This window comes from Arthrobacter sp. CC3, assembly GCF_039907775.1.
Classification (GTDB): Bacteria; Actinomycetota; Actinomycetes; order Actinomycetales; family Micrococcaceae; genus Arthrobacter.
In genome coordinates this window covers 188,835-200,568 of sequence record NZ_JARCCY010000003.1, presented here as the reverse complement: position 1 = coordinate 200,568, position 11,734 = coordinate 188,835, and the positions used below count along the sequence as shown (strand labels likewise).

Sequence of the window (11,734 nt, the reverse complement as noted above, 5' to 3'; positions counted from 1 at the left end):
TTAGCTCATGAACATGCGGGCACGTTGACGCTCGTGCCGCATCTGCGAAATTTCCAGTCCGGGGCTGACGGCCCCGAAGTCGTCCGGCGCCAGGCGCCCCACCCGCTCGACGGCGGCAGCGACGTCGTCGGCCGCTTTCCGCAGCAGCCGCTGGCCGGCGTTCTGCCCCAGCGGAATGGCGCGGACGGCGTTCTGGGTCAGGGACGTGACCGCGGCGAAAAGGTAGGCGGCCAGCGCTTCGGTGCGCGGCACACCCAGGGAACGGGCGACGACGGCGAACGCCAGCGGCTGATGGCCGGCGGCCCGGCCGGCGGTCACCAGCTCCCGGTACTCCGCCAGCTCCGGGGAGGGGAACACTTCGGACCCGATCTCCAGCAGCCGGGTGCCCATCTTGGTGCTCGCCTCCCGCAGCTGCCGCGGCAGGAGCTGCGCAGTCAGCAGCGGATCCAGCTCGGCAAGGGGAACGCCGTCGTAGAGGAACCTGATGGCCAGGCCGTCGGAGTACGTGAGCTGCTGCCCTATGAACGCGGACAGCCACACCCCGAAGGACGCCTCGTCATGGACCAGGCCGCGCTCGATGTAGGTCTCGAAGCCGAGCGAGTGCGCAAACGCTCCTGTGGGCAGGGCGGAGTCGGTCAGCTGCTGCAGCGCGAGCTGGTAACTGCCTGCCGCGGCCACGGCGTCAGTGCGAGTGTTCAGCATGGCGGAACGGAACGGGCATCACGCGTTCCTGGCGCTCGTAGGGCACTCCGACGTGTTTGAGGTAGTCCTCCACGGTGTGGTCGTACTGGCACACCATCACCTCGGCCGCGTACTCGGAGGCGGCGTCGAAGAACTGGGCCTGCAGGTGCCGGTTCCCCAGCGAGTGCGCCACCACCCCCATCTCGTGGATGGTCCGCGGCGCCACCACCAGGACGTCGGTGGGCAGCACGGACACCACGATCATGTTGGTTTCGGCCACGTGCAGGATGTCACCGTCGCGGAGGTCCCCGGAACCGGACGGCAGCCGGATGCCCAGCTCCTTGCCGTGGTCCGTGGTGACGCGCTGGATGCGCTTGACCAGCTGGGCGCTGGGCAGCACCACCTTCTCCCGGTGCAGCCCGGCGAAGGCTGCGGTTTCGGCGGCAGGGAGGTCGTGCAGGTTGCCGAGGATCTTTTCGATAATCACGGGTGCTCCGGTGCTCGGGAGGTTAGAAGAGGAAGTAGCGCTGCGCCATGGGCAGCACGTCCGCCGGTTCGCAGGTCACGTCCTCGCCATCCACGGACACCTGGTACGTTTCCGGGTCCACCTGGATGTCCGGAGTGGCGTCGTTGAACTTGAGGTCGGCCTTGGACAGAGTGCGGATCCCCGACACTGGACGGATGACCTTCTGCAGGCCCAGCTGTTCCGGCACACCGGCGTCGATGGCGGCCTGGGACAGGAAGGTGATGGAGGACTGCTGCACGGCCTTGCCGAACGCGGCAAACATGGGACGCATCGTCCGTGGCTGCGGCGTGGGGATGGAGGCGTTGGCGTCACCCATCAGCGCGTAGGCGATCTGGCCGCCCTTGAGGACGAGCTCGGGTTTGACCCCGAAGAACGCGGGGTCCCAGAGCACCAGGTCGGCGAACTTGCCTTCCTCCACCGAGCCGATGGAGTCGGCCATGCCCTGCGCGATGGCGGCGTTGATGGTGTACTTCGCCACGTAGCGCTTGAGCCGGAAGTTGTCGCTCTCCTCGGAACCATGGGCACCCCCCGCCGGATCCTTCAGGACGCCGCCCTGCTTCTTCATCTTGTCCGCCACCTGCCAGGTGCGGGTGATCACCTCGCCCACCCGGCCCATGGCCTGGGAGTCGGAGGAGGTGATGGCGAAGATGCCCAGGTCCTGCAGGACGTCCTCGGCGGCGATGGTCTCGGCGCGGATGCGGGAATCCGCGAACGCCACGTCTTCCGGGATGTCCGGGTTGAGGTGGTGGCACACCATCAGCATGTCCAGGTGCTCTTCGATGGTGTTGCGCGTGTACGGCAGGGTGGGGTTGGTGGAGGCGGGCAGTACGTTCGGGAGCCCGGCGATCTTGATGATGTCCGGGGCGTGTCCGCCGCCGGCCCCTTCGGTGTGGAAGGTGTGGATCACCCGGCCGCCGATGGCCCGGATGGTGTCCTCCACGAAGCCGCACTCGTTGAGGGTGTCGGTGTGGATGGCCACCTGGACGTCGTATTCGTCCGCCACTTTCAGGGAGTTGTCGATCGATGAGGTGGTGGAACCCCAGTCCTCGTGGACCTTGAGCCCGATGGCACCGGCGCGAATCTGCTCGGCCAGCGGCTCGACGGCGGAGGCGTGGCCCTTGCCGAACAGCCCGATGTTGATGGGCATCCCTTCGGTGGCCTGCAGCATCCGCTGGATGTGCCATTTGCCGGGCGTGACCGTGGTGGCCTTGGTTCCTTCGGCCGGCCCGGTCCCGCCGCCCACCATGGTGGTCACGCCGCTGGTGAGGGCGGTGGGCACCTGGTCCGGGGAGATGAAGTGGATGTGCGTGTCCACACCGCCGGCGGTGAGGATCTTCCGTTCGCCGGCGATGATCTCGGTGCTGGCACCGATGACGATGTCCACGCCGTCGGCGATCTGCGGGTTGCCAGCCTTGCCGATCTTGAAGATGTGGCCGTCCTTGAGCGCGACGTCGGCTTTGTAGATGCCGGTGTAGTCCAGGATGACGGCGTTGGTGATGACGGTGTCGGGAACGGCTGCGCCCTGGACGTTCCCGTCCCGGGTCACCTGGCCGTTCTGGCCCATGCCGTCGCGGATCACCTTGCCGCCGCCGAACACCACTTCCTCGCCGTACACGGTGAGGTCTTTTTCGATCTCCAGGAACAGCTCGGTGTCCGCGAGGCGGATGGCGTCGCCCGTCGTCGGGCCGTACAGGTCCGCGTACTGCCTGCGGCTCAGTTCGAAGCTCACTTGGCGTCCCCCTTCCCTGCGTTGGGACCAGCCGTTGCCAGCTTGCCGTTCACGGCGTTGCTGAGACCGTACACCTCGCGGCTGCCGGCCAGTTCGATCAGCCGGACGGTCTTGCTGTCCCCCGGCTCAAACCGCGCCGCAGTGCCGGCCGGGATGTCCAGCCGCCGGCCGTAGGCGGCCTGCCGGTCAAACTCAAGGGCGGCATTCGCTTCGGCGAAGTGGTAGTGCGAGCCCACCTGAACGGGCCGGTCACCGGTGTTAACCACGACGACGTCCACCGCCTCGCGTCCGGCGTTCACCACAACGGGCGCTGACCTGAGAACGTACTCACCTGGAATCATCGCCTGCCCCTAGCGGATCGGATCGTGGACGGTGACGAGCTTGGTGCCGTCCGGGAACGTGGCCTCGATCTGGACGTCGTGGATCATTTCCGGCACGCCCTCCATCACGTCGTCCCGGGTCAGCAGCGTGGTGCCGTAGCTCATGAGGTCGGCCACGGTGCGGCCGTCCCGGGCGCCCTCGATCAGTTCGTAGCTGATGATCGCCACGGATTCCGGAAAGTTCAGCTTCAGGCCGCGGGCCTGGCGGCGCCGGGCGAGGTCGGCGGCGACCACGATCATGAGCTTTTCCTGCTCACGGGGCATCAGGTGCATCGGAATCCCTTCAACGTACTGCTTTGTGACAACAGTAGGCCGGTCACGTTTCCGTGAGATTTCAGGGGACCGTCTCCCGGTTCAGGGACAGCGGGAGACGGTGCGGCGCCCCTTAGCCTTCGCAATCAACGCAATAGGCGTGACCGTTCTTTTCGCGGGCGATCTGGGACCGGTGCCGGACCAGGAAGCAGGAGTAGCAGGTGAATTCATCCTGCGCCTGGGGGATGACCTGGACCACCAGTTCCTCGGCGACGAACTCCCCGCCGGGGACCATGCCGTCGTCCAGCGCGTCGGTCTCATCCAGTTCCCGGACAACGCTTCGCGCGTCGGGGGCGTTGGCGGACTGAAGCGCCTCCAGGGAGTTCTCCTGGGATTCCTTGACGTCGGATCGTACTTCGTCGTAATCGGTTGCCACTTTGGGTGTTTCTCTTTTCTGATGTTCGTGCCCTGACGGGAATGCAACCTACACCATCGCACCCTTATTCCCGATATACCACAACGAACTAAGTCGAAGTGGTGTAATGTGCGGCACGCTGCAGGAAGAAATCAGCCGGCGGGCGCCGCCGTGGAGTCCCTGACCACCAGCTGGGTGGCGAGTTCAACATGGGTTGATTCCAGGGCTTCCCCGTTGGCCAGCCGCAGGATGGACCGGAGCGCCGTGCGCCCCATCTCCTGCAGCGGCTGGGCCACGGATGTCAGTCGTGGCACGGATTGTTCGGTGATGTCGGTGCCGTCGAAGCCCACCAGGCTCAGGTCCCCGGGCACGCTGATCCCCTGCGCGCGGGCTTCGTCCAGGATGCCCAGCGCGATGGCATCGTTGCCGGCAAATATGGCCGTGGGCCGGTCTGCAAGGGCGAAGAGCCGGCGCGCACCGGCGACGCCGAAGTAGCGCTGGAACTGGCCCGACACAATGTAGTCCGGATTCGCCGGGATGTTGTTGGCGCGCAGGGCCGCCAGGTAACCGTGGAGCCGGGCAACGCTGCATTCCGCGGCCTCCGGGCCGCCCAGGAAGGCAATTTTCGTGTGGCCCAGGGCGATCAGGTGCTCTGCGGCTTCCTTGCCGCCCGCCCAGTTGGTGGCGCCCACGCTGACAAAGCCGGAACGTGGCGGGTTCAGCGGGTCGATCACCACCACCGGGATGCTCCTGCGCCGGAAGGATTCCAGCTGGACGGGAGTGATTTCGGAGGTCACCAGGATGAGGCCTTTGCGGCCGGCGTCGAACAGCCGCTGGGACCACTGCTCGTGGTCCGTGTTCTTGAGTTTGTCCGGGGTCACGCTGCTCAGGACCACCTCCACGCCTTCCTCGGCGGCGCAGGCAACGATGCCGGACATCACTTCCAGGGAGTACGAACTGTCCAAGCCGTCAAAGACCAGGTCCACCAGGACAGGGCCGGCGGACCTGACCCTGCGCTGCATCGGCGACTCGTAGCCAAGCTTCACGAGGGCCTTCTGGACGCGGACGCGCGTCGGCTCGGCGACGTCGTCGCGGCCGTTGATGACCTTGGAAACGGTGGGCGCGGACACCCCGGCCAGCGCCGCGACATCGGCCAGGTTCAATTTGGCCTTCGGTGTCTTTGCAGGCATCACAGCAACTTTCTCGAAATATTTCGGTAGCTGAAGTCTGCACCAGTCGCGGCAGTGCCGTCAATATTTGGGCGGAAACCCTTGACGCTGGGACCAAAACGGGGCTAACTTCTATTTCAGTCAACGAATTAGTTGCGAAATATTTCGAAAGCCTCTGTTCATTGCTGGTGCCTCCCGCCCGGGCAGCACCGCCACCGGCGCCGCAATGCCGCGGCTCTTTTCAATGGAGATCAGAATGGAATCACGTCTTTCCTCACGCAGGTCATTCCTTGCCCTTGCAGCCCTCACTCCCCTGGCCGCCTGGACGGTGACCGCCTGCGGCACCTCCGGCCCCGGCACGGCACCGGCAGGCGGCGCCACGTTCTGGTCGCTGACCGGAGAACCCAACGAGTCCATCCGGAAGAAGAGCCTGGATGCCTTCAGCGCGGCCAACCCCGATTCCAAGATCGTGGCCACCGTCTTCCAGAACGATGCCTACAAGACCAAGATCAAAACGGCCATCGGCGCAGGCCAGGCGCCCACCATCATTTACGGTTGGGGCGGCGGAACGCTGAAGACCTATGCACAGGCGGGCCAGGTGGAGGACCTCACCGGCTGGTTCGACGCCAATCCCGACATCCAGGCCAAGCTCTTCCCGTCCTCGTTCGGCGCGGCCACCGTTGACGGCAAGATCTACGCCGTACCCACGCAGACCGTGGCGCCGATTGTCTTCTACTACAACAAGGAACTCTTCGCGAAGGCCAACGCCCAGCCGCCCAAGACCTGGGACGAGCTGATCGCCCTGACCAAGACCTTCAATGACATGGGCGTTGCCCCGTTGTCGCTCGGCGGCCAGTCGCGCTGGACATCCATGATGTGGCTGGAATACCTGCTGGACAGGATCGGCGGACCGGAAGTCTTCCAGGCGATCTTCGACGGCAAGGCCAAGGCCTGGTCCGATCCGGCAGTGCTGGAAACGTGTGCCAAGATCCAGGAACTGGTATCCGCCAACGGCTTCATCAAGGGCTTCTCCTCCATCACGGCGGACAGCAACGCGGACCAGGCACTCCTGTTCACCGGCAAGGCAGCCATGATGCTGCACGGGGCCTGGACCTACGGAGGCATGAAGCACGACGGCGGCACGTTCGTGAAGGACGGCAAGCTCGGCTGGTTCGACTTCCCCACCGTCAGCGGCGGCAAGGGTGATCCGCTCAACACCGTGGGCAACCCCGCCCAGTACCTGTCCATCTCCGCGAAGGCCAGCGACGCCGAAAAGGAGGCCGCCAAGAAGTTCTTCAAGGACGGCCTGCTGACCACGGACGAGATCACCGCGTACATCTCTTCCGGCGCTGTGCCAATTGTCCAGGGCATCGAGGACAAGCTCGCCTCCAGCGAGGACAAGGACTTCCTGAAGTACGTGTACACGCTGAGCAAGAACGCGCCCAGCCTGCAGCAGTCCTGGGACCAGGCCCTCAGCCCCACCGCCGCCGAGGCGCTGCTGAGCAACATCGACCAGCTGTTCCTCAAGTCCATCACCCCGGCGCAGTTTGCCGAAAACATGAATGCGACGCTTGGGAAATGAGCGCCGGAGCACTCACTGCCCGCGAGCCGGCGGAGCAGCAACTTGCCGGGCACCACAGCACCACAGGCACTAAGGCCCGGGGCGGATCGCTAGGCTGGATGGTCCTGCCCGCGCTGCTGTTCTTCGCGGTTTTCGCCGTCCTCCCGCTCCTGGGCGTCGTTGCCCTGAGCTTCACCAACTGGGACGGCATCGGCGCGATCAGCGTGGCCGGCATGGACAACTGGCTCGCCGTCCTGTCCGATCCCGTGATGTACAACGCGGTGTGGCTGACATTCGTGATCATGGTGGTGTCCTGGCTGGTGCAGACACCCATCAGCCTGCTGCTGGGTACCTTCACGGCAGGCAGCCAGAAGTACCGGGCGGTGCTGGCGGTGCTCTACTTCCTGCCGCTGCTGCTCTCCTCCGCAGCCATCGCCATCGCCTACAAGGCGCTGCTCGACCCCAACTTCGGGCTGGCGGAAGGCCTGGGCCTGCCGTTCCTGGCCCAGGACTGGCTGGGACAGCCGCAGCTGGTGCTGTTCCTGGTGATCTTCGTGATCGCGTGGCAGTTTGTCCCGTTCCACACCCTGATCTACCAGGGCGGCGTGCGGCAGATTCCCAAGTCGCTCTACGAGGCTGCCGAGATCGACGGCGCCGGCCGGGTCAAGCAGTTCTTCTACATCACCGTGCCGCAGCTGAAATACACCATCATTACCTCCTCCACCCTCATGGTGGTGGGATCGCTGACCTACTTCGACCTCATCTTCGTGCTCACCGCCGGCGGGCCGGGCAACTCCACCAGGATCCTTGCCCTGGACATGTACCTGACCGGGTTCCGGGCCAACCTGATGGGCCCCGCCAGCGTCATCGCCGTCATCCTGGTGGTGGTGGGACTCGGCCTGGCCCTGCTGCTGCAGCGGCTGGGCGGCAAGAACGCCGGCGGCAGCCAGCTGGAAGGACTCTGACCATGAGCGTCACCCTCACCAAAGCAACGCCCGCAGCCCTGAAGCCCGCGGAGCCGGCGCCCAACCGCGGCCTCGGCCGCCGGATCCGGAAGCTGAACCTTCCCGGCGGCCTGGCCGGCTGGATCTGGCTCGCCGTCATCATCATTCCGATCTACTACATCGTCATCACCAGCTTCAAGAGCCAGGCGGGCTACTTCAGCGAAAACCCGCTGGCACCGCCGTCGAACCCCACCCTGGACAACTACCGGATGGTGCTGGAAGCCGACTTCGCACGGTACTTCCTCAACAGCGCGCTGGTCACGGCCGGAGCGGTGCTGCCGACGGTGCTGTTTTCCTTCATGGCCGCGTTCGCGATTGTCCGCGGCCGCGGTAAGTTCCTGAAGCTCGTCAACGGCCTGTTCCTGATGGGCCTGGCCATTCCGTTGCAGGCCACCATCATCCCGGTGTACCTGCTGATCATCCGGCTGAACCTCTACGACAGCCTGCTGGCCCTGATCCTGCCGTCCATCGCGTTCGGCATCCCGCTCACGGTGCTGATCCTGGCCAACTTCATCCGGGACGTGCCGGATGAGCTGTTCGAGTCCATGCGGCTGGACGGCTGCAACGAGTGGCAGACCATGTGGCGGCTGGCGCTGCCGCTGGTGAAGCCCGCGATCGTCACCGTGGCCATCTACAACGGCCTGGGGGTGTGGAACGGCTTCCTGCTCCCGCTGATCCTCACGCAGAGCCCTGAACTGCGCGTGCTTCCGCTGGCGCTCTGGACTTTCCAGGGCCAGTACAGCGTGAACATTCCTGCAGTTCTGGCCTCCGTTATCCTCACCACCCTGCCCATCCTTGTCCTGTACATCGTGGGCCGCCGCCAGCTGCTGAGCGGCCTCACCGCCGGCTTCAGCAAATAGACCACGATGGAGCGAGATTCATGAACAAGTTGGAAACTGGCACGCCAGAATCGCCGACGGCAACAGATGCCCCGCCGATCCGCATCGGCATGGTGGGCCATGCCTTTATGGGCGCAGCCCACTCGCACGCCTGGCGCACCGCGCCACGCTTTTTCGACCTCCCGCTGGTCCCGGAGCTGAGCGTGCTCGCCGGCCGGGACGCTGACCGAGTGACGGCTGCCGCCCGCCGCCTGGGCTGGGCCGGCACGGAAACGGACTGGCGGGCACTCGTGGAGCGGGACGACGTCGACCTCGTGGACATCTGCACTCCCGGCGACACCCATGCGGAGATTGCCATCGCCGCGCTGCGGGCCGGCAAGCACGTGCTGTGCGAGAAGCCGCTGGCCAACAGCGTTGCGGAGGCCGAGGAAATGGCGCAGGTTGCCGCCGAGGCAGCTGCCCGCGGGGTTTTCGCCATGTGCGGATACTCCTACCGCCGTACGCCGGCCCTTGCACTGGCCCGGAACATGGTCCGGGACGGCAAGCTCGGAACCATCCGCCAGGTGCGCGCACAGTACCTGCAGGACTGGTTGTCCGATGAGAACGCTCCCCTGACCTGGCGGATGGACAAGGCGAAGTCGGGCTCCGGCGCCCTCGGCGACATCGGCGCCCACAGCATCGACGCCGCCCAGTTCGTCACCGGCCAGAGCATCACGGGCGTCTCAGCCATCATGGAGACCTTCACCAAGGAACGTCCCGTCGGCGGGGACTTCGTGGGCCTCGGCGGCAGCGGCGCGGTGGGTGCCGACGTCGAGCGCGGTCCGGTGACCGTGGACGATGCGGTGATCTTCAGTGCACGGTTCGACGACGGCCCCATCGGCGTCTTCGAGGCAAGCCGGGCGGCGCTGGGCAGGAAGAACGCCATGCGCTTGGAGGTGAACGGCTCGCACGGGTCGATCGCCTTCGATTTCGAGGACATGAACTACCTGAACTACTACGACGGCGGCAGCGGCGCCGATCCGGAGTCGCTCGGCTTCCGCCGGATCAACGTTACGGAGGCCCACCACCCTTACACCGGCAACTGGTGGCCGGTGGGCCACGGGCTCGGCTACGAGCACGGCTTTACGCACCAGGTGGTGGACCTGCTGACGGCCATCGGGGCCGGAAGCCAGCCCACGCCGTCGTTCTCCGACGCCCTCCAGGTGCAGCGGGTGCTGGCGGCAGTGGAACACAGTGCGGGCAAGGATTCCCGCTGGACTTCAGTGGACTGACGAAAAGGACATCAAATGACTGAGACAAAGAATGCCTTGGTGGTGCGCGGCGGCTGGGACGGACACCAGCCCCTCGAAGCCACGGACCTTTTTAACCCGTTCCTCCGCGAGCAGGGTTTCACCGTGCGGGTGGAGGAGTCGGCGGCGGTGTACGCGGACGCCGAGTACATGGCCGGCGTGGACCTGATCGTGCAGTGCAACACCATGACCACCATCGAAAAGGCCGAGTTCGAGGGGCTCCGCGCCGCGATCGAGGCTGGCACCGGAATGGCCGGCTGGCACGGCGGGATTGCCGATTCCTACCGGAACAATTCGGACTACCTGCACCTGATCGGCGGCCAGTTCGCCTGCCATCCGGTCAAGGACCACGGTGAGCTGCACGGGGATGCCACGGACAACTTCCGGACGTACACCGTGAACATGCTGCCGGCCGCTGCGGAGCACCCGGTCACTGCGGGGATCGGCGACTTTGAGCTCTTCACCGAGCAGTACTGGGTGCTCTCGGACGACTACATCGACGTGCTGGCCACCACCACGCTGCCCGCCAGGGACAAGGACGCGTGGCACCGGGACGTGGTCTCGCCGGCGGTGTGGACGCGGTCGTGGGGCGAAGGCCGGATCTTCGTGGCCACACCCGGCCACAGCGTGGAGATCCTCAAGGACAACAACGTCCGCACCATCATTGAAAGGGGCATGCTGTGGGCCAGCCGCTAGGAACCACCGAATTGGAGTCACCGACTGCGTCACCGCTCGAGTCACCGTGCGCGTCACCGCTCGAGTCACCGTCTGCGTCACCGCTGCGGATCGGCGTGGTGGGCTGCGGCAACATCATCGCCGCCTACCTGGCCACGTTTCCGCGGCTGACCACCGTCAAGCTGGTGGCGGTGGCGGACCTCGATCCCTCCCGTGCCGAGGCCGTGGCGGCCGGGCAACCGGGCGTGCGGGCGCTGGGCGTGGACCAGCTGCTGGCGGACCCGGACGTGGACCTGGTGCTGAATCTGACCATCCCGGCAGCCCACGCGGACATCGCCCTGCGCGCCATTGCCGCCGGGAAGGCGGTCTACGGCGAGAAGCCGCTGGCTGCCACGACTGACGAGGCACGCAAGGTGCTGGAGGCCGCGGCGGCGGCCGGCGTCGTCGTCGGCTGCGCGCCGGACACGGTCCTGGGGACCGGCATCCAGACCGCCCGCAAGGCGATCGACGACGGCCTGATCGGGGCGCCGATCTCGGCGACGGCCACGATGGTGACACCCGGGCATGAACGCTGGCATCCGCAGCCGGACTTCTACTACGTGCCCGGCGGCGGGCCGCTGCTGGACATGGGGCCGTACTACGTCTCGGCGCTGGTGACGCTGCTGGGTCCCGTAACCTCCGTGATCGGGGCGGCGAGCCACACCCGCGGCACGCGGACCATCGGCACCGGACCGCGCGCCGGCGAGACGGTTCCGGTCAGCACGGACACGCATGTCACGGGGATTCTGGTGCACGAATCCGGTGCGCTGTCCACGCTGGTGATGAGTTTCGACGCGGTGGCCACACAGTCGGCCAACCTGGAGATCCACGGCGCAACGGGGTCTCTGGTGGTGCCCGACCCCAACCATTTCGACGGCGACGTCAAGCTGCGCAGCCTGGGCGGGGAGGACTGGGAGGTGCTTCCGGTTTCAGCAGGCTATGTGGATTCCGCCCGCGGCTACGGCCTGCACGACCTCGCCCGGACCCCGGCCGGAAATGAGCCGCGGGCCGGCGGGGAGCTGGCCTTCCACGTGCTTGAGGTGATGGAATCCGTGCTGGAATCAGCGGCCCTGGGGCAGTCGGTCAAGGTGGCGAGCCGCTGCGAACGGCCCGAGGCGGTGCCGCTGACCGACCTCGGCGGTTAACGGCTTCGATCGACGTTAATTGTCGGTGCC

13 protein-coding genes are annotated in these 11,734 nt (G+C 66.1%); 6 read left to right on the top strand and 7 right to left on the bottom strand.

Translation table 11 applies throughout. The features are described 5' to 3' along the window. From PV761_RS02750 to PV761_RS02720, 7 genes are all read right to left on the bottom strand, one after another. Complete coding sequence (locus PV761_RS02750) at nt 1–702, bottom strand: urease accessory protein UreF (protein WP_051628818.1); 702 nt, start codon at nt 700–702, stop codon at nt 1–3. Continuing rightward, entirely contained in the window at nt 683–1,168 is a 486-nt protein-coding gene (gene ureE, locus PV761_RS02745; RefSeq protein WP_347894131.1) for an urease accessory protein UreE, read from the bottom strand. The genes PV761_RS02750 and ureE overlap by 20 nt, the downstream gene beginning before the upstream one ends. A gap of 22 nt (nt 1,169–1,190) precedes the next feature. Beyond that, nucleotides 1,191–2,936 carry an urease subunit alpha gene (ureC, locus tag PV761_RS02740; RefSeq protein WP_347894129.1) on the bottom strand — a complete coding sequence of 582 codons (1,746 nt, stop codon included), beginning with the start codon at nt 2,934–2,936 and terminating at the stop codon, nt 1,191–1,193. Further along, nucleotides 2,933–3,277: an urease subunit beta gene (locus tag PV761_RS02735; RefSeq protein ID WP_347894127.1), complete on the bottom strand. Its 345-nt coding sequence runs from the start codon at nt 3,275–3,277 to the stop codon at nt 2,933–2,935. Before PV761_RS02735 ends, ureC begins: the two co-directional genes overlap by 4 nt. 9 nt (nt 3,278–3,286) lie before the next feature. Beyond that, the gene (locus PV761_RS02730; RefSeq protein WP_011690112.1) at nt 3,287–3,589 is read right to left on the bottom strand and encodes an urease subunit gamma; all 303 of its coding nucleotides are present in this window, start codon (nt 3,587–3,589) and stop codon (nt 3,287–3,289) included. 112 nt (nt 3,590–3,701) lie between these two features. Further along, nucleotides 3,702–4,004 (bottom strand): DUF4193 domain-containing protein, encoded by a 303-nt coding sequence (locus PV761_RS02725; protein WP_028270561.1) that lies wholly within the window; start codon nt 4,002–4,004, stop codon nt 3,702–3,704. Nucleotides 4,005–4,135: 131 nt separating this feature from the next. Then, nucleotides 4,136–5,173, bottom strand: coding sequence for a LacI family DNA-binding transcriptional regulator (locus tag PV761_RS02720; protein WP_028270560.1), 1,038 nt, complete (start codon nt 5,171–5,173; stop codon nt 4,136–4,138). 235 nt (nt 5,174–5,408) lie between these two features. On the opposite strand from PV761_RS02720, the gene PV761_RS02715 reads away from it, so the two are divergent. The 6 genes from PV761_RS02715 (at nt 5,409) to PV761_RS02690 (ending at nt 11,704) form a co-directional block, all read left to right on the top strand. Next, complete coding sequence (locus PV761_RS02715) at nt 5,409–6,734, top strand: extracellular solute-binding protein (RefSeq protein ID WP_347894123.1); 1,326 nt, start codon at nt 5,409–5,411, stop codon at nt 6,732–6,734. Nucleotides 6,735–6,832: 98 nt separating this feature from the next. After that, the gene (locus PV761_RS02710; protein WP_051628832.1) at nt 6,833–7,678 is read left to right on the top strand and encodes a sugar ABC transporter permease; all 846 of its coding nucleotides are present in this window, start codon (nt 6,833–6,835) and stop codon (nt 7,676–7,678) included. 2 nt (nt 7,679–7,680) lie between these two features. Further along, nucleotides 7,681–8,577 (top strand): carbohydrate ABC transporter permease, encoded by an 897-nt coding sequence (locus PV761_RS02705; RefSeq protein WP_347894121.1) that lies wholly within the window; start codon nt 7,681–7,683, stop codon nt 8,575–8,577. Nucleotides 8,578–8,597: 20 nt separating this feature from the next. Continuing rightward, nucleotides 8,598–9,827: a Gfo/Idh/MocA family oxidoreductase gene (locus PV761_RS02700; RefSeq protein WP_347894119.1), complete on the top strand. Its 1,230-nt coding sequence runs from the start codon at nt 8,598–8,600 to the stop codon at nt 9,825–9,827. 15 nt (nt 9,828–9,842) lie between these two features. Continuing rightward, on the top strand, nt 9,843–10,541 hold the full coding sequence (locus tag PV761_RS02695) for a ThuA domain-containing protein (RefSeq protein ID WP_347894117.1): 699 nt from the start codon (nt 9,843–9,845) through the stop codon (nt 10,539–10,541). An 83-nt stretch (nt 10,542–10,624) separates the two neighbouring features. After that, nucleotides 10,625–11,704, top strand: coding sequence for a Gfo/Idh/MocA family oxidoreductase (locus tag PV761_RS02690; RefSeq protein WP_347894231.1), 1,080 nt, complete (start codon nt 10,625–10,627; stop codon nt 11,702–11,704). Nucleotides 11,705–11,734 lie beyond the last annotated feature (30 nt).

What these genes read in the sequence shown, in the direction of transcription:
- PV761_RS02695 (WP_347894117.1), top strand. Translation starts at nt 9,843, where the DNA reads ATGACTGAGACAAAGAATGCCTTGGTGGTGCGCGGCGGCTGGGACGGA.
- PV761_RS02715 (WP_347894123.1), top strand. Translation starts at nt 5,409, where the DNA reads ATGGAATCACGTCTTTCCTCACGCAGGTCATTCCTTGCCCTTGCAGCC.
- PV761_RS02730 (WP_011690112.1), bottom strand. Translation starts at nt 3,589, where the DNA reads ATGCACCTGATGCCCCGTGAGCAGGAAAAGCTCATGATCGTGGTCGCC.
- PV761_RS02700 (WP_347894119.1), top strand. Translation starts at nt 8,598, where the DNA reads ATGAACAAGTTGGAAACTGGCACGCCAGAATCGCCGACGGCAACAGAT.
- PV761_RS02720 (WP_028270560.1), bottom strand. Translation starts at nt 5,173, where the DNA reads ATGCCTGCAAAGACACCGAAGGCCAAATTGAACCTGGCCGATGTCGCG.
- PV761_RS02750 (WP_051628818.1), bottom strand. Translation starts at nt 702, where the DNA reads ATGCTGAACACTCGCACTGACGCCGTGGCCGCGGCAGGCAGTTACCAG.
- PV761_RS02735 (WP_347894127.1), bottom strand. Translation starts at nt 3,277, where the DNA reads ATGATTCCAGGTGAGTACGTTCTCAGGTCAGCGCCCGTTGTGGTGAAC.
- PV761_RS02705 (WP_347894121.1), top strand. Translation starts at nt 7,681, where the DNA reads ATGAGCGTCACCCTCACCAAAGCAACGCCCGCAGCCCTGAAGCCCGCG.
- PV761_RS02710 (WP_051628832.1), top strand. Translation starts at nt 6,833, where the DNA reads ATGGTCCTGCCCGCGCTGCTGTTCTTCGCGGTTTTCGCCGTCCTCCCG.